Here is a 17,863-nt window from a genome sequence, read left to right on the forward strand (position 1 = left end):
GGTACTAAAACACCCCCCGGTTGCGTAAATACAACAAGAGTAAGGACAGCACAAACACTCCCGCCGCCAAGCCAATTTGCATCCATTGAGATTGCGCCAGCCGTACATTGGTTTCTATAAGGTAAGGGTTGGCTCGGTTGGGGGAACCCAGGCCCATACGCAACTCCCAGTTTTCTACATCAGCGTTGTCCAGATTCGGTAGCAGTAGGTTAAGGGTAAAAGCAGAATCAAGGGGAGGGAGCGTATAGGCAAAACTATCGACCACCGCTCCGCCTTCGGCATAAAGCCCCAGTACTTCCTGGCGTTTGTTTAGTCCAAAACCCAATCCACCGATAACATTATAAGCTTCTGGGAAGGTTTCCCGAAACTTGTTGGCGTCTTTACAAATGACAAGGTAGTCGTTGGGCAATAAGTCAACAGCCGGAAAGACAAACTCGTTGCGCTGGTCGGTCAGTATCCATCCTTTCAGGGCTACGGTTGCTTCCGAGTGGTTGTAAATTTCAATCCAGTCATCGGTTTTTTTGCTTTTTGGGCAAACCTCATTGATCATCACCTGGTCTTGCAAGGGATGTTGGAAAGGCTCAAAGCGTGCCCGAAAACGATAGTTACGATCTTTTTTTAGATCTATAGTGAGTTCTCGGTCGGCCTTGGCGTCGTGCTCCCAGCCAACGAAACGATGCCCATAGGCCGGTACCGCACGGATTTTAATGGGGTGGTTGGCAAAGTAAGTGCCCCGGAAATTTGAGACTTCCAGGTAGTCATTAAGTAATATCTTACCTCCTCCATTACAGTTGAGGCGGAGTTCTCTTTCAGGGCCTACATGGAGTACATCCATCAACTCATCCCGAATATATTCGGGCCTTTTGGCGGCAAACTCGCGCATGATATCAACCTGGCTTTCCCACGTTTTTTCACTTAATCGCCAACGTTTCAGATGACGGGGGATTTCCTGACGGTAGAGGAAATAAAAGGAATCCAGCAATGAAGTTGCACGCTGTTCGCTGAAACTGGTATTCAAATGATCAGCAAAGCGATTGATAAAACGGTGACGAAATTGCTCGTTCTGTAGGAGCTTTCTAAGTAGATAGGTGCTCCACGGCGGATTGGGCCAGTGAGGTCCATTGGGGGTGGTGTGAAAGGTGAGGCTATTGTTTCGGTAGGCTTTAGCATCGTGTAGGCCATAGCCCCAGTCGGTATCGTAAAGAATCCACCGCCACCGCCCTCCAGGGGTTGCGGGCCGCCAGTATTTGATATTGCCCCCAGCGTCCTGGTTGTCAAAGTAAATTTGAGCAATCTGATGTTCCATGAAGTTGTCGGTCTCCATGTAGGTAGCAACGTGGTCAAAATTAGCTTGAAGGTTTAAATCGTAGCGGTCCAAAAAGTCAAGCAATTCCTGATAATGCCGCCTGGAGCCTTGTTTACGCACCAGAAAATGTTCTAAAAAATCAATACTATCGCGATCCACCCCCTCACTATGAGCTTCAATGAAATACCGGTTTACTTTTTCTCGGATATTGTAAATACCCCAATAGGTACCATTGATATAAACATGGCTGGGCCGAAAATCTTGGGATTCTAAATCCCAATCCTTCACCAGCGAGGTCATAAAAGCATCTCTAAAATGGCTTTTACCGTAATCGCTACCACTGTTGCGCAGGACCAGGAATTTGAAAGAATTTTTTCCCTCTTCTCCAAAAATGGGCATTCGAAAACGTGGCTCACCGTATTGCTTTCTGGCGATCAGGGCCAGTGATTTTTGAGGAAACAGACGACTCATTCCGCCAAATAACCGCATCCCGGAAAGACTGCTGTAAACCTGACTACCATCAGCTTCAAAAAACTCCAAATGGATGGGATATTCTTTTCGAGTCCAAAAGTTAGCACCGGGTTTGTGCCATAAAGAATCGACAGCACCTCCGCCCTGGACAAAAATTCCGGTCTCCGGGTTAAAAAGCACATAGGGAGGTAGCGCAATAGAGACCACCGGAAAATTGGTCTTGGGCTCGTTGATAAAATAGGTCTGCCCCACTGGCCGTCCAGCCTCTTTGTCGAGGTACGCAACCACCCTCACGACGGCCGTTTCGTCGAGCATAATAGGCTGAAAATAGCGTTGTGAATTATGATTTGGTTGGGAACCGTCCAGGGTGTAAAAGATCTCGCTGGCGCCCGGTGCCTGGATGGTAATCTGTTGTTGGTAAGGATAAAACCCACCAGCCGGCTCAAAATAAACAGCGAGTGAATCTGCCGGAGAAACAGCTCCCGTAGACTGTGCACCAAGCGTGCTGGTAATAAACAATAAGGCGATGACGATGTGGAAACGCAAATCTTTTCCTGCTTTTACGGCTTGTTGGAGAATAGGAATTAAGCGACTACAAAAAACGCAAATATTCTTGACTTCGGTATTTTACGAGCGAAGTAGCGGTAAAGTTGTATTTTAGCTTGAATTAAAAAAAACGAAATTGAGTTTAGCAAAAAAGATAGCCGGTTTCTGGATGCGCTTGATGGGAATGCGGATTGAATATCCTTATCCTTTGCCCGATAAGTGTGTAATAGCAGTAGTGCCTCATACTTCAAACTGGGATTTTCCTATTGGCTTGTGTGTACGCCTGCTCCTGGATGAAAAAATTCATTTTGTAGCGAAAGATTCCCTTTTTCGCTGGCCTTTTGGCGGGATCTTCCGCAAACTGGGCGGCGTACCGGTAGATCGCAGTAAGAACAACAACTTTGTGCAGGCTGTCGCCCAAATTTTTGAAAAACGAAAATACTTTCACCTCACCGTTGCTCCCGAGGGGACACGCTCAAAAGTTGACAAGCTGAAGTCTGGTTTTTACTACATTGCCATTGAGGCTAAAGTGCCCATTGTGTTGTGTGTTTTTGATTGGGGCAGGGGGATCGTCCGATTTGATAAACCATTCACCCCAACGGGCGATAAAGACGCCGACTTCAAGTATTTCTACGAGTATTACGGCGATGCCAAAGGGTTTCATCCCAAGAAAAGTTTCGTGCCTAAAGACATCTCATAGCTCCCTCATTGCTAAACTGTTGTTTTCTTTAAACAATTTCCCCTTTTCTTCGTCTATCATTTAGCTAGTGCTACTAAGTTATTCGTGTTCCGTCACTAAACAGTAACGCCTTTGCGACAATTGCCTTGGTTTAGAATAAAGAACCATGATAATCATTGTAAATTCGTTTGGTTTAGAGATTTAAGCTATCATCTCTGAGTTATTCATTTTCAATCAAAATACAATTATGCGAGCTATCTACATGCTGTTTTTCGTACTCTCTTGTGGAATACTATTTTTAGGAAATTCCAGCGGCCCAGGTGCTGTACAAGGCAAAGACCGAACGGGAGGTCCTTTGGCGGAAGGTTTTTGTGGCAATTGCCACGCTGCGGGGGCTTTTAGCCCAACCATGACTTTGGAGTTGCTCCAAAACGGGACGGTCGTAAATGGCTACGAGGCAGGTCAAAGCTATACGATGCGGGTCACCGTTAATGCACAGAGTGGTGCTCAGGTTTATGGCTTCCAGGCGGTAGCTTTGGCGGGTGCTGGTAATGACCAAGCAGGCAGTTTTTCGCCAGTTGCCGGAACCCAGCTAACGACCTTGAACGGCCGCGATTACATCGAACATTCACAACGTAGCAATAGCAACGTATTTGAAATTCCATGGACAGCACCCAGCACGAGCGCTGGTGAAGTGAAGTTTTACGCAGCGACTGTAGCGGCAAACAATGCCAACGGTAGCGGCGGCGATGGAGCGGTATTCCTGACCTCTCCTACTGTTTTATCCGATCTGACGGTAAATACCCGCGAACTGCCAGCACTGGCCACTCGCTTAAATGCTTTTCCTAACCCTGTAATCGATCAGTTGAATCTGCAGGTGGAGGTAGAAGCAACAAGTGATGCGATGGTTCGCATTTACAATATGCTTGGTCAGCCCGTTCAACAGGAGAAAATCGTTTTGGCTCCTGGTACCAATAATTTGTCTTACGACCTTAGTAAGCTGGTGGCCGGACAATACACCGTGGAAATCAGCAATGGAACGGCTGCTTCCCGTACGATGGTGTTTAAGCAATAAGCATCGAAAGAGGTCAATTTGAACCATGTAAGGCATATAAGAACCATATAAGTGGTGGTGAAAAAGTACTTATATTTTCTTTTTATGGACTTATATGGTTCAATTTCAAGACAAGCGGTTACTTGTTCTAAGGATGTGTAAGAACAGGACTACACAAGCCACGCCCGTTATCACAAAGTTGATCACAAAACGGGTGCCATCCACTACGTTACTGAGTGCGGGAAACACCTTGGTCGCAGCCGACCAAATATTGTGTAATCCCAGAAATACCGTCACGCCTACGATCAGCACGGTCAGGAGATTGAGCCAGGCGGAATTGCGATAAGCACCGGAAAGTACATTGGGGTCATTAATTTTCAAGAGAAGAAACACGGCTACCAACGGCAAAATCAAGCCATTGAGCGCCTGTGCAGCAATGATCGCTGGAACGGGTTGCACATCCGTAAGGGCAAAAAGCAGACCAGCTAGCAATATAATTCCCCAGGTATAGCGAAAATACCGTCCGCGATAGCCCCATTCAGGTCGGTTTTTACCTACCAGGCTTTGTCCAGCTATAGCCGCGGCCAATGGAGCCGTAATCGCACTACTGAGCCCTGCTGTAAATAAGCCAATACCCAACAGGAGACTGCCCCTACCGGCCAATCGTTCATCAAGCGCGGCCGCTAACTCGGGGAAACCAAAGGCTCCTTTTACCAAGCTTCCACTGAGGAGTATCGCCAGGGTAATTCCTCCTCCAATGATGATGGCCAGGAGTAAGCCTGTACGCATTTCCTTCAAATCCTGTCCCTGGCTCAACCCGGATGCCAGGAAGAGATTGTAAGGTACAATGGTGGTACCGATCAAGCCTACGACCAATAGCGAAGAGCCTTCTTCTATCTGAGGAATTAGCCCACTCAACCATGCCTGTGGCAACGTTTCTGCACCAAAAGCGACCCAGACAAAGACGATCCCCATCAAGGCCACAATAAAAGCCAGACTGCGGGTAATCACTTTGGTACTTCCCGACCAGAGCAGCCCTCCGGCAAATACGCCCAGCAACACTAGCCACCATTTGCTTACCTCTCCCAATAATTGCAATCCTGCCAAGGCCCCCAGCAGATTACCTGCCTGATAAGCACCACAACCCAGTGCAACCGCACCAAAAAGAAAAATATTCCACTTACGGTTTTCCGCACCAATAATCTCCCCCAGCGGTCTACCCGCACCCAATGTCAGGCGGGCCGCCGCTTCTTGCAGCACCATCGTCGCCAAAACAGAAAAAACCAAGGCCCACAACAAGCTCAAACCATACCCCTGCCCCACGCGAGCTGCCGTCGTGACCGTACCCGGACCGATAAACGCCGCTGCTATAATGGACCATAAAAGAAGGGAGCGGAAATTTTTAGACATAAGCTTTGCCACAAGTGATTGGGTTGGTTGTCTCCCCAAGATAATATATTCTCGCTCATTGGCTACCGCTCTTTTGTCGTCTGGCCTTGCAGTACCAACGGTGCTCTCCGGCGTTCGGCGTTGGCTGTGCCTACGTCCCCAATTCCGCCCGTATTGCCAGTGAACTCGTGTTTGTCTTACGCGAAAAGGCCATCGGAAGTCGGAATTAACAGCAACCACCCTTACACCCGCCAGGAATACAGTGGTTTTGACTCGAACAGAACAAGTCTCCGATTCGATCATATCCCAGCGTTGTTTAACACCATTAAGCTTGCCAATTTATTATCGCGGACATTTTCTACTTCTTACTTCCCGTCGAACAATTTCTAAAATATCTGCCTGTAATGTCGGGTCATCAATATTTTTCTCACACCAAGCTTGAGCTATTGCGAGTAAGTCAGCACGCTTTTTTCCCTGTTTTGAGAAGGCTCTTTTGTAGAAACAATTGAAAAGCTCCATTGTAGAAAAATACCTTGTATGATAATTTTTAATTCGGCAATTCTTCTTGTAGAGCTCTACTTGCTCTAAATACCCAGGAGGAGGATCGACAAATATCGCACTATTGGTATCCTGACAAAGATTTCGAGGATCATTGGGATCATAACTTAATGGGCTGTAGTTGATCTTTCTTCCGAGTAGAAGTAATTCACTGATCCATCTTATGTATAATTCTGTCCGAGGTGGACGTATTAGATCATAGTCGAGGTGCCCTGTTCGGGAAGAATTTGTAATATATATTCCTTCAGGAAGAGAGTAGCCAATTGCGAAGAGTATATCGATATCTCCACTTTCTTGATAGAGATTTAATGCTTCATTCGTTCTCTCATAAATAGGATCAACTTCACTTTGAGCATTTACAGATAAGCTCATTGTTGTCAGTAGTAGACCTATCAGAGCTATTATGTTTATTGATTTATGCATAGTTGTTTGGAGTATGTTTTCTTAGTCATTACACCAAATTTACCCTTATGATTGCATCATTTGTAATAAACTAACTGAATTCCTTTTTATGACTTCCCTTCGTTCGCCATAGGCTTGCCGCAGGGGGCGTGAATTCAAACTGAAAACCGTAACATGTATATCACGCCAGATTGTAGCCTACCCTTACACTTTTACACCCTTCCACCCTCACTCCCACCATCTGCATCCGCAAGCCCGTCTCATCGTATTCCGCTTCCGCAGGAAAGAAAATCATTTCAGCCTGTTGCTGGTTCGCCAAAAAGGCTGCTACGGCCAAGCCTAGCGCATCAATAATATCGTCGGGCAAGACTTCCTTACGGAGATAACGATTGCGCGCAGTGGCGTACCAATCCATAAGGCTGGGGAAGTAAGGTTGCAGCAATGCCAAGCGCTGTGCTTCCCCGTCACGGGTCTTTTTTTTGTGTATCAAGGGTTGCTCCTCGTTGAAAGTAGCAAAGATAATTTCCGGATGAGCTTCGTACCAGCGGCCTTGTTCCTTTGGGTTTTGTGTTTGCAAAAAATCATCCAAGGCCCGCATTTTAGGAATGATATTGAGTGATTGTTGCGAAAGCTTTTTACCTGTGTGACGGAAATTTAGTTCGCTGGCGGTCTCCTTTTCGGCGTATACCGCCGCCCGGCAAGGTGGCGTAAAAACACTGCTGTGGCGCAGTGGACTTAGGTAGCGACGAGCAGCTTGGTCACACGCTCGCCCCGCTGCGCCCGCCTTGACAAACCCAATGGGCATATCAATAAAAATAGCCGCCTCTGCCGTTTGCGAAGCAACCTCTTCCAGCTTCTGGCACAAGGTCATGGCTGCCGTTTGTCCATCAAAAACAACCCGCAGCCAGCCCGCCTTACAGCCGTCTACACCAATACCCGGTTGTTTACTATGTTGTTTCATACGAAACTTGAGAAGTTTATTTATAAATAAAAAGGAGGGGAACTTGTTTAACGCCGAGACTGTATCTTAGGTCGAATTATTATTATACTCATGGCAAAGTTGAAGTTACGCGGTAAAGAACTGCGCAAGATTGGATACGAAGAAGGAAAGATCATTGGTCTGGCGATCAACGTGGTCTACGAGCATTTTCGTCGCGAGCCGCACGAGTGGGCCCTCAAGATGTTGGAGCAGGTACGGCTTCGCCCTGAAGCTTTCCGCGAAGTAGAAGGTTGGGGACGCATTGCCAAGGAATTCCTCCAGGAACAGGAAGTTACTGCCGAAGGTGGGCAATACAAGCTGGCGCAAAACGCTCAGGACTTTCCCGTGTTCGGAGAAGACCACATCGAGATCGGTGCCAAGGATCAAATGTTTACCGCCATGCGTCTGCCCGTGACGGTACAGGGCGCCTTGATGCCTGATGCTCATCAGGGGTATGGCCTGCCTATCGGCGGCGTATTGGCTACCGAAAACAGCGTGATCCCTTACGGTGTTGGCGTAGATATTGGTTGCCGCATGTGTCTGAGTCTCTATGATATTCCAACACAGCGTCTGGAAGGAGAAAGAGATAAATTCAAAAACCTGCTGGGAGAGCATTCTCGCTTTGGTTTGGAAACGTTCGAACATCCGATGGATGATCCTATCTTCAGCCGCGATGAATTCAAGTATGTGAAAATTGCCCGCGAAAATCGGGACAAGGCTTACCAACAGATCGGTTCTTCCGGGGGAGGCAACCACTTCGTAGAATTTGGTGTCGCCCGCCTCACGGATGAAAACAACGAGTTTGGCTTACCGATAGGGGAGTACCTGGCCGTACTTTCGCATTCTGGTTCCCGCGGGATGGGGGCAAAAATTGCGCAGCACTACACCAAGATCGCGATGCAAAAATGTCGGCTGCCAAAAGAAGCCCGTCATCTCGCCTGGCTGACGCTCGACTCCGAAGCAGGGCACGAATACTGGGCGGCCATGAACCTGGCCGGTGACTATGCCTCTGCTTGCCACGATCATATTCACCGCCGTTTGGCAAAAGCCCTCGGTGAAAAACCACTGGCCCGCGTTGAGAACCACCACAACTTTGCGTGGAAGGAAAAATTGGCCAATGGACAGGAAGTCATTGTGCATCGCAAAGGAGCTACACCTGCCGGAAAAGGCGTGCTGGGCATCATTCCGGGTTCCATGACGGCCCCAGGGTTTATCGTGCGTGGCAAAGGCAATTTCCAGTCATTGCAATCCGCTTCTCACGGCGCAGGTCGATTGATGTCGCGCTCTCAGGCAAAGCGCAGCCTCACGGGCAGTGAGGTCAAAAAGTACCTGGAGCAGCAAGGCGTCACCCTCATCGGTGGTGGCCTGGATGAAGCACCAATGGCCTACAAGGACATCCATACCGTCATGGCCAATCAGCGTGACCTGGTGGATGTCATCGGTGAATTTTACCCAAAAATTGTCCGTATGGCCGGGGATTCTTAAAAATAAAAATCTTCCTTTCCTTTCGGCATAGGGACGGCGGTTGCGCCGGGTTCGAATCCGTGCAATTCGGGTAGCGGCTTGATCGAATGCTTGAAAGAAAATTTATTGGTGGTTTCTTTTTCCGTATCGCAGTCTTCCAAGACTTCGGTTACTTCCACTGTGCCGGTGGATAAATTATAATCGTAGGTTTTCCAATATTCGCATGGTGTGCCGTAAAGGGTGGTTGCCCCAATCAGCTCCCAACGACCGTTTTGGTAACGGAATCGGTGGGTGTAACGCCACTTATAACGACTGCCGCCAAAATGCTCGATAACAATCGTCCCGCGTTCGATGGTAATGGCTTCGAAGGGATCGCCCATCATGCCGCCAGACTCACTGCTGAGGATGCCGCCGCGGAATTCGTCCCAGCGTTGCCACTGGCCATTTTCCAGACGGTAAATTTGTATCCTTCGAGAAGTACCAAAGTCGCCAGCCGATTGTAAATCGTCTACCACGAGCATGAGCTCTGGTTGGCCATCTTTGTTGAGGTCGCCTTCGGCTTGCGCGATTTTCTGAAGGGTAGCAGGTAAGACGACGGTATCTGGTGTGGCTACGGGAGCGGCTGTTCTTTCCTGGGGCGTATTTGTCGCGGCAGAAGTCGTCGTCGCATCAGTGGGTTCGGCAGCTGCCGTTTGTTCTTCTGTTGCGGCGTCTATGCTGGGTGAGGTGCAGCCAGTAGTCATCACCCAGAAAGGGAAAAGGATAATGATTTTCAAAAGATGGCCAATCAGGTTCATGGAGGATGAATTTTGAGTAGATAATGACAGCTTACCCTAAAAAAGTACGGTCTCACACAATGGCAGAGACACTTTATTTATTAATACACACAAAAGAAGGTTTTTATGCTTGGTTTGGCAAGTATAAGCAAGCATTAAGCTGTAAATTTGTGGCATGAGAAAGATAACATTCCTACTGTTCGCGACGAGCATCCTTACGACAATATTTTTTTTGACGGCCTGCGGCAACGATCATCCTGCTGACCAGGACGCCGACGGTCCGGTGCTTTCTGGCGATGATGAAATCGATCAGGTAAGCCAGCGCTTGGCGCAAGATCCCAACAACGCCGAGCTGTATGCTTTGAGGGCTGAGATTTTTTACGAAAAAAACAGCTATGATCAAGCCATCGCGGATATGACCGCAGCGCTTTCCCTAGACTCCGTCAATATTGATTACCACCATCTGTTGACGGATATCTATCTCGATTATTTCCGTTCTCGCCTGGCACTGCAAACCATGGAACGGGCGGTAGCCATCGCGCCGGAAGATATTGATTCCTGGTTGAAACTCAGTGAGATTCAGCTTTTTCTAAAAATGAACCAGGCCTCCTTAGCGTCCATCGATAAGGTGTTGCGGATTGATCCGCAGAACGCCCTTGCCTTTTTCTTCATGGGGAAGAATTTTGAAGAAATGGGCGACATCAATCGGGCGATCAACGCTTTTCAGGAATCTTCAGAAATTGATCCCGAAATGCTGGATACCTGGATCAAGCTCGGACAATTGCACGCTAGTATTGACGGCAACCTGGCCGAAGCTTTCTTTGACAATGCCATTGAGGTCGACAGTAGCAGTACCATTGCGCTAAGCGCAAAAGCAGAATACCTCTGGGATCAAGACAATCCACAGGCGGCACTCGAATTGTACAAAATAGCCATTCGCAAGGCACCAATGGACGAGAAAAGCTATTACAATGCAGGGCTCGTTTTGCTTGAGCTGGACTCTATTCCGCAAGCTTACCAACATTTTACCATGGCCATCGAAAATGCTCCCCTTTACGCAGCGGCTTACTACTATCGGGGGTATGCCTCGGAGGTAATGGGAAACACCCAACAGGCTATTCAAGATTACGAGCATACTGTCAGGCTAGCACCCGATTATGTGCAGGCACGGGAAGGTTTGGATCGCTTGAAAAAATAATTTTTCTTGTATCTTTATAAGGTAGCGATGTTCTGCTGGGCGAGTCCAGCTAAAATCTTTTGCCATGAAAAGTGCCAAGTACCTTACCGCTTATATCATCCCCGCGCTCTGTATTTTAGGCTTGCTAAAAGGGGGATCTGCTGCTTACGCGACGGTTATTTTTTCTTTTGGCCTGATTCCTTTGTTGGAGCAATTCCTGCCTAAGGATACGTCCAATCTCCAAGAGGAGGAACGCGATGATCGCCTGGCGAGGAAGGTGTTTGATTGGCTACTGTATTTTAATGTGCCGCTGGTTTTTGGGATTCTTGGTCTTTTTATCTACCAATTAAACACCCAGTACTACACCACCAGCGAGTTGGTGGGGCAAGTGCTTTCGGTAGGGATCGTGCTGGGGGTATGTGGGATCAATGTAGCGCATGAATTGGGGCACCGCAGCAATAAAATGGAGCAAGCGCTTTCGAAAATTTTACTTTTACCCACCTTGTACCAACATTTTTTCATTGAGCACAATCGTGGTCATCACAAGCACGTAGCCACCCCTCTTGACCCTGCTACGGCGCGTAAGGGAGAGATTGTGTATACCTTCTGGTTGCGTTCTTTATGGGGCTCCTATGGGAGTGCCTGGCACTTGGAAAAAGAACGTCTGGAGCGAGGTAAACTTGCTTTTTGGAGTTTTCAAAACGAAATGATCCGCTTTAGCATCCAACAACTGATTTATATCGCTTTGGTGCTTGTCTTGACGCCTTCGTGGCAATTGGCCCTGGCGGTATTGACCTCAGGACTCATCGGCGTACTATTGCTAGAATCCATCAATTACGTAGAGCACTATGGCCTCCAGCGCCGTCTCCTGGACAATGGCCGCTACGAGCGGGTACAACCTCATCACTCCTGGAACGCCAACTACCACTTGGGGCGAATCATGCTCTATGAGCTTACCCGTCATTCAGATCACCACTATTTGGCCAACAAAAAATACCAGATTCTCGATCATCACGAACAAGCTCCCGTATTGCCATTAGGCTATCCGGCATCTATCCTCATGGCACTGGTGCCCCCACTTTGGTTGGTGGTGATGAACCGGGAATTGGAGAAGGTGGGTGCGTAAAAAGAATTATAATTATTGCTCCAGCAGCATATCGCTGTAAGAGTTTTGCAAGAGGTCTTCTTCCTGTATGGCAAATAAGCGGAGGTAAAACTGGCATTGCTCGTAGAGGCGTTCGGCGCCAATGCTGCCGTCTTCGTCGATGGCTTCTATCTCCACAAAAGTACCCAGGCTTTTTACGGTGTCGAGATGAAATTTTACATTGTCAATGAAGTAGATCTCTCGCTGCTTGTCTACCACTACTTTGATGCCTAAAGAGGCTTGTAGTAGGGCCTTCAATGATTCGCTTTCAGTAGGTTGGTACAAATGTACTTCTGATGCTTTGGGGCCCGCTTGGTCCGGACGTTGATAATGAATAAGGTTGTTTTCAATATTGCCTTCCCGTAGTTTCAGCCTCCCGTTGGGAACTATAAAATAGGTGTCGATCTGATGATCGGTGCCCCGAAAATCGGCATCTCTTTCCTGTAATAACTGGCGAATCGTTTCCTGGTGCTGACAACGGGCTTTGATCTCTATGTTTAAATGCATAATGGCGCTACTGGTATTTCTGCCAAAGATAGCTTACTATGCCCAGGCCCAAAAGCAAAAAACAGGCCCACGGCCAGAAGAATTGCTTCCGCCCGAAATCCAGGGGGGAGGTGTTTCCTTTTTGCACAAAACCCGCCCAAAAGAAAGGGTGACTCAGCCAGCTTTCGTTGGTGCGCATAAAATGTAGCTGGGCTTGTTGTAGGGCTTGGTCTTTGGGTAGTCCCTCGGCGAGGTAGTCATAAAAATATTGCATGAGTTGAGCAGAGGCCCGGTCGCTTACTTTCCAGTGGGTAGTCACCAGACTCTGTGCTCCAGCGGCGGTGAAGGCGCGTTCCAGACCCACTATCCCCTCGCCGATCTGCCACTCGCCCAGGCCCGTTTCGCAAGCACTGAGTACCACCAAGTCGGCCGAAATGGGAAGTTCGTAAATGTCGCTTACCCGGAGTTGGTAATCGGCGGGTGCTTCTGTTTCTGCGAAAGCAAGAAAACTATCATCGCCACGGGTGCTATTGGCTACAGCGTGGGTCGCCAAATGGAGGATGGCATAATCAGCTGCCTGAGCTTTAAATGCTTCCAACTGCGCCGCTTCACCTACAAAGGCATTGCAAGGGAATTTTCCCATCAGGTAATTAACTTCTTCCGCATTTTTATGCAAAGTCCCAGCAGAGCGGGTGCCGTCTCCTCGTAGTTGGCCGGCTTTGAATTTTGGTGCAAAAGCCAGGATGCCTTGCTGCGAAGCCCTCGACTTGCGAGCACTATGATGAAGGTAACTTTCCAGGGTATACTGGTAATTGAAACTGTAGCGGTGTACCGCAAATGGCCAGTCATTCAGAGGGCTGTCATCGCCAATGCTTTCGCAGAGCAGCAGCGAAAAAGGCAGGTACGCCAAAGGGCCATCCGGCAATAACAACAAGCGCGATGTAGCAATACCTTCAATGGGTTGCAGCAGCAGTTGATACAATTCCTCACTGAACCTTGCGAAGGCTTGGAGGTCCTGGTTATCAGCCTGACTCGGGTGCTGGTGGACTTTCTTTCGTAAACCCGCTATCAACTTTACCAAACGCCCTCCTGTAATCGGTACTTTGTTAAAAATAGTGCCTTTTTCACTTATGGCTAATAAAAACATTGCTTCTTCTGTAGGGTGAAATACAACGAGCGTTTGATGGTTTTGGCGGAGCTTGGAGGGCAACAACTCGTGGTCGATCGCTACTCTTTTCCATAGTGTTTCCTGGGGTTGATCTGAACGAAGCTGGGCCCGGAGTTGGATGTTTTTGTTCTGCTCCAGGACTTCCAGCGCTTCAAAAAAATAAGTCATTTCTTGGGTGTGCCGAAAAGCTTCGTATAAAATGGATAGCGAAAGATCTTGACTAAAATCTTCCAGTCCTGCACTGGTCTGGATATCACGGAGATGGCGCAGTCCATCGCGGTAAGCATAATGATGCTGGCGTGCCTGGCGATCTGCCTGAAGTGCTTGCTGTAATAAACTTTGCTGACCTGACTCGGCTAAAAAGTGGCTCAGGAAGTTGCCTGAAAGGCTCGCATAAAGATCCGCAAGCCGCCAATCTCGGTTGGGGTCATCAGGGCTTACCGCAGCAATCTGTTCTTCTAATAGTGCTTTCCCTTCTTCGTATTTTCCCTGAGCCTGGTAGCAAAGCGCTAAGTCGCGCAACAATTCTTCCTTGACAAAAGATGGGCTAGCCGCTAATTGTTGGTAATCCGCCAGGGCTTGTAAATAATAGTTTTCGGCGCGTTCCAGTTCGCCAAGACCATAGAGAATATTACCGTACAAGGCACGGAGAGCGGCCAATTGTGCTGGGTGGATGCTTCGCGGGGAAGTTTCGCCGAGCAAATACTCCGCCTCCTGGCGGGCACTATTCAAAGCACCATGATGATAGAGGTAGTGAAGGCGAAATAATTGAAATCGGTAATAATGCTCGCGATCAACGGCGGGGTGATTGACGATGTGGGCCGTTGTCCGAATCAATTCTTCTGCTGCTATTTTATCCCCTGTACGGTCTTTCAAGTCGGCGAGTCGTATCAGGTTGTTGATGAGCAGTTCTTGGTGGAGAGTTATCCGTTCCGTTACGGGGAGCAACTGGAAATATTGCTGAATTTGTTCCCGCAAGGCAATGGCTTCCTCATACTGGCCAGTGTAGAGATCGAGTAAAAAGGCATACTGATCCATTTGCGGTGCAACCGCAAGGCCGTAGTCAGGGAAGTGTCGCCGAACCAACTGCATGCTGCTGTCGATCGTACGAAAAGCTGCTGTTAGCTGATGCTGGTGTTGGTAAACCCTGGAGGCCAACAGGAAAGCCTGGGAGCGGAAAATATCGGCCTGCTGCCCCGGAGCTAGTGGTGCAGTCAGCATTTCTTCCACGCCAGCAATGGCCTCTTCGGAAGCATTGCCAATGCCACTATCTACTGCTTGCTCGTGTAGTGCTTCCAGGCGGAGGAGTGCTTCTTGCCAAACCTCCACTTGTCCTTGTTGTGCAAAAAGTAGCGAGGGAATTGCGACACAAAAAATAATCCCCCAAAAGAGACCGCTAATTTTTCTGACGAAAGTCAACACCACTACAACTGCCCTGCGTCTTCCCGGTAGATAACGGCAAGCAACACCTGTCCTACTGCCCTTAAGGTATTTTTGTCGATGATGGCTACATCGTCGTTGTGGGTGTGCCAGTGAGGGCCAAAAGCGGTTTCTTCTGTGCCTTTCAAATTGATGATGTCAATCATTGGGATGCCGGCAATGGTATTCACAAAGAAGTGATCGTCGGTGATGCCGGGGCCGCCTTCGTTGAGGAAGTAGTTGCTACGGCCCATTTGCTTGGCCAGTATCCAAACTTTCTCGACGATGGGTTGTGCGTACTGCCAGCTATTCCCTTCAATCTTGAATTCCGCATCTTTAGCACCTACCATATCTAGCAAAATGCCGTAGCGTGGCTTGATGGGGGTCGGGCGGTTGGTCGACCAGTATTGGCTACCCAGGCAGTAGGTCGTAGGTTCTCCACCCGCCTCGCCGTAATCTTCCGCATCGAAAAGCACCAGGTCTACGCCGATGCCTACTTTTTGTGCCGCCAAAGTGCGCGCAATTTGCAATAGTACGCCCACACCACTACCGCCATCATCGGCACCCAGAATGGGCTCTCCTTCGCGCTCGGTGCTCAATGGACTATCGGCAATGTGGCGCGTATCCCAGTGAGCCGCCAGCATAATTCGGTCTGATACCTCGGGATTGAACTGAGCGATGATATTCGTTGCCGGGTATTTTTCGCCCGTGTAGACGGTGGCCTGGAAATTCTGCTCGATGACCTTGGCGCCCGTTGCTTTCAGTTCTGCTACCAGCCAGTTCTTGGTAGCTTCGTGGCCTTCACTACCCATTACTCTGGGGCCAAAACTTACCTGCTTCGCAATGTCGTTGTACGCCGCATCAGCATCAAAAGTCGGCACCTGCACAGGGCCCTTCGGGCGAGGCGGTGGGTTACCTGTTGTTGGTACATCAGGCTTACAAGAAGAGTAGATAAGACTCCCCAATACCAGGAAAATAAGGCCGAAGAGGAAGAGCTTTGAATTACGCATGAGCGAGCAAGATTATATGAAAGAACAGCACAAAAACAAATGGAACGCTCATTTTAAAAACCTGGGAGAATGTTCCATTTGTTTTTTTTGCGAAATAAGACGACAAAGATAAGACCTTTGCTGACATTTTTCATGCTTACACAGAAGCTGTCTGCGCATCAACAATGACAGCATTCCAAGCCGTTGGGTTGGTTGTTGCGCTCCATAGCGTCGGGTTTTACACTCGACTGCATGGTTGGTTGTTGCTCCTCAGCGTCGGGTTTTACACCCGACTACGGAGCTTGCCCCCCCTACAGCTCACAAAAATCCCCCATGTCCGTCAGGTTTTTGCAGGGGTTTCGCCAACGAGTGCCATTGTCAAAAAGATTATCGGCTTCTTTAGGCCCCCAGGTACCAGCCGGATAACCAAAGAGCTTGCTTTCATTAGCTTCCCAGGCTTTCAAAATGGGGTCGACAAAAGTCCAGGCGGCTTCTACGCTTTCACCTAAAGAATAGAGCGTAGCATCACCGCGGATACAATCCAGGATGAGGCGCTCGTAAGCTTCGGGCACGTCGGCATCCGTCAGGTCAGCGTAGTGAAAATCCATATTGACGTCCTTCACGCGGAAGCCTTGCCCAGGGATTTTCATTCCGAATTTCAGGGCCAATCCTTCGTGAGGTTGGATGCGGATAATAAGCTGGTTGTAAGGATCACTAAAGGTCTCTTCACTGCGGAATAGTCGCTGTGGCGATTGTTTGAAGGTGATCACTACTTCCGAAACTTTGGTTGGCAGACACTTGCCCGTGCGCACATAAAACGGCACATCGGCCCAACGCCAGTTGTCGATAAAAAACTTCATCGCCACAAAGGTCTCGGTGCGAGAATCACTGGGTACGCCCTCTTCTTCCCGGTAGCCTACGGTGGTATTTCCTTTGATTTCAGAGGCTGTATACTGGCCACGCACTACGTAACGCTCAACCTCCTCGGGAGCAATCGGACGGAGTGATTGAAACAGCTTGAGTTTTTCGTTGCGAATAGCAAAGGCTGCTGCCGAAACAGGTGGCTCCATGGCGATATGCGCAACGACTTGCAAGAGGTGGTTCTGGATCATATCCCGCAAGGCCCCGGAATCATCGTAGTAGCCACCCCGGCTACCTACACCCATGGGCTCGGCGGAGGTGATTTGTACGTTCTCAATGTAATTACGGTTCCAGAGGGGTTCGAAAATGCCGTTGGCAAAGCGGGTAACCAAGAGGTTTTGTACCGTCTCTTTGCCCAGGTAGTGATCAATACGATAGATTTGATCTTCGGGAAAAAACTGCAAAAGGTGGTTGTTCAGCTCGCTCGCCGATTTAGCATCGTACCCAAATGGTTTTTCAATCACTAGACGACGAAAACGATCGCCTCCTTTATTTAAACCATGAGTAGCCAAATAGGCCGGAATGGTGGTGTATAGCTTTGGTGGAGTAGAAAGATAAAAGATGTAATCCCCTTTGGTTCCAACCGCCTCATCCAGTTCTGTTAGCCGTGCTTTTACCTTGCCATATTCTGCTTCCTCAGAAGTGTCAATAGCTTGATAAAAAAGCATTTTAGCGAAAATATTTTTTTTCTCCTGGGCTAAGTCTTTGGGGAGATAGCTACTTTCGTAAACAACTTTGTTACGAAAATCTTCATCCGACAGTTCTGTTCTGCTTACCCCCAGAAGGGCGAAATTTTCGGGCAAGTAGCCACCTTCATACAGATGATAAAAAGCCGGGATTAATTTTCTGGCAGTAAGATCACCAGAGGCGCCAAAAATAACGAAGATATGAGGAGTCATACAATAAGGATGATTAAGGATGGTGCAAAAATGGCG

Annotated in this window: 14 protein-coding genes; 5 read left to right on the forward strand and 9 right to left on the reverse strand. The window is 48.5% G+C overall.

Annotated features, from left to right (window positions below; all coding sequences use genetic code 11):
- Window positions 1-4: 4 nt before the first annotated feature.
- Entirely contained in the window at window positions 5-2,323 is a 2,319-nt protein-coding gene (locus AB0L18_RS09860) for a CotH kinase family protein (RefSeq protein ID WP_367392419.1), read from the reverse strand.
- 136 nt (window positions 2,324-2,459) lie between these two features.
- Here AB0L18_RS09860 and AB0L18_RS09865 point away from each other — a divergent pair, with 136 nt between their 5' ends.
- Both AB0L18_RS09865 and AB0L18_RS09870 read left to right on the forward strand, forming a co-directional pair.
- Complete coding sequence (locus AB0L18_RS09865) at window positions 2,460-3,023, forward strand: lysophospholipid acyltransferase family protein (RefSeq protein WP_367392420.1); 564 nt, start codon at window positions 2,460-2,462, stop codon at window positions 3,021-3,023.
- A gap of 226 nt (window positions 3,024-3,249) precedes the next feature.
- Window positions 3,250-4,077 carry a choice-of-anchor V domain-containing protein gene (locus tag AB0L18_RS09870; RefSeq protein WP_367392421.1) on the forward strand — a complete coding sequence of 276 codons (828 nt, stop codon included), beginning with the start codon at window positions 3,250-3,252 and terminating at the stop codon, window positions 4,075-4,077.
- A gap of 105 nt (window positions 4,078-4,182) precedes the next feature.
- Here AB0L18_RS09870 and AB0L18_RS09875 read toward each other — a convergent pair whose 3' ends face one another.
- The 3 genes from AB0L18_RS09875 to AB0L18_RS09885 all read right to left on the reverse strand — a co-directional run bounded on the left by AB0L18_RS09875 (window position 4,183) and on the right by AB0L18_RS09885 (window position 7,366).
- Entirely contained in the window at window positions 4,183-5,466 is a 1,284-nt protein-coding gene (locus AB0L18_RS09875; RefSeq protein ID WP_367392422.1) for an Nramp family divalent metal transporter, read from the reverse strand.
- 321 nt (window positions 5,467-5,787) lie between these two features.
- Window positions 5,788-6,426, reverse strand: coding sequence for a hypothetical protein (locus tag AB0L18_RS09880; RefSeq protein ID WP_367392423.1), 639 nt, complete (start codon window positions 6,424-6,426; stop codon window positions 5,788-5,790).
- A 160-nt stretch (window positions 6,427-6,586) separates the two neighbouring features.
- Window positions 6,587-7,366 carry a DUF429 domain-containing protein gene (locus tag AB0L18_RS09885; protein ID WP_367392424.1) on the reverse strand — a complete coding sequence of 260 codons (780 nt, stop codon included), beginning with the start codon at window positions 7,364-7,366 and terminating at the stop codon, window positions 6,587-6,589.
- Window positions 7,367-7,456: 90 nt separating this feature from the next.
- On the opposite strand from AB0L18_RS09885, the gene AB0L18_RS09890 reads away from it, so the two are divergent.
- Window positions 7,457-8,869: an RtcB family protein gene (locus AB0L18_RS09890; RefSeq protein ID WP_367392425.1), complete on the forward strand. Its 1,413-nt coding sequence runs from the start codon at window positions 7,457-7,459 to the stop codon at window positions 8,867-8,869.
- Here AB0L18_RS09890 and AB0L18_RS09895 read toward each other — a convergent pair.
- Window positions 8,866-9,645 carry a hypothetical protein gene (locus tag AB0L18_RS09895; protein ID WP_367392426.1) on the reverse strand — a complete coding sequence of 260 codons (780 nt, stop codon included), beginning with the start codon at window positions 9,643-9,645 and terminating at the stop codon, window positions 8,866-8,868. The genes AB0L18_RS09890 and AB0L18_RS09895 overlap by 4 nt on opposite strands.
- 154 nt (window positions 9,646-9,799) lie before the next feature.
- Between AB0L18_RS09895 and AB0L18_RS09900 the strand changes: the two genes are divergently transcribed.
- Both AB0L18_RS09900 and AB0L18_RS09905 read left to right on the forward strand, forming a co-directional pair.
- A complete protein-coding gene (locus AB0L18_RS09900) occupies window positions 9,800-10,822 on the forward strand; it encodes a tetratricopeptide repeat protein (protein WP_367392427.1) in 1,023 nt (340 codons plus the stop codon).
- A 64-nt stretch (window positions 10,823-10,886) separates the two neighbouring features.
- Window positions 10,887-11,927, forward strand: coding sequence for an alkane 1-monooxygenase (locus AB0L18_RS09905; RefSeq protein WP_367392428.1), 1,041 nt, complete (start codon window positions 10,887-10,889; stop codon window positions 11,925-11,927).
- Window positions 11,928-11,939: 12 nt separating this feature from the next.
- On the opposite strand, the gene AB0L18_RS09910 is transcribed toward AB0L18_RS09905, so the two are convergent.
- The 4 genes from AB0L18_RS09910 to zwf all read right to left on the reverse strand — a co-directional run bounded on the left by AB0L18_RS09910 (window position 11,940) and on the right by zwf (window position 17,827).
- Complete coding sequence (locus AB0L18_RS09910; RefSeq protein ID WP_367392429.1) at window positions 11,940-12,452, reverse strand: class IV adenylate cyclase; 513 nt, start codon at window positions 12,450-12,452, stop codon at window positions 11,940-11,942.
- A 7-nt stretch (window positions 12,453-12,459) separates the two neighbouring features.
- Window positions 12,460-14,928 carry a CHAT domain-containing protein gene (locus tag AB0L18_RS09915; RefSeq protein ID WP_367392430.1) on the reverse strand — a complete coding sequence of 823 codons (2,469 nt, stop codon included), beginning with the start codon at window positions 14,926-14,928 and terminating at the stop codon, window positions 12,460-12,462.
- Window positions 14,929-15,023: 95 nt separating this feature from the next.
- Window positions 15,024-16,028 carry a M28 family peptidase gene (locus tag AB0L18_RS09920; protein ID WP_367392431.1) on the reverse strand — a complete coding sequence of 335 codons (1,005 nt, stop codon included), beginning with the start codon at window positions 16,026-16,028 and terminating at the stop codon, window positions 15,024-15,026.
- Between the two features lie 290 nt (window positions 16,029-16,318).
- Window positions 16,319-17,827: a glucose-6-phosphate dehydrogenase gene (gene zwf / locus AB0L18_RS09925; protein ID WP_367392432.1), complete on the reverse strand. Its 1,509-nt coding sequence runs from the start codon at window positions 17,825-17,827 to the stop codon at window positions 16,319-16,321.
- Window positions 17,828-17,863 lie beyond the last annotated feature (36 nt).

Origin of the sequence: Lewinella sp. LCG006, from assembly GCF_040784935.1 — a bacterium.
Classification (GTDB): domain Bacteria; phylum Bacteroidota; class Bacteroidia; order Chitinophagales; family Saprospiraceae; genus Lewinella.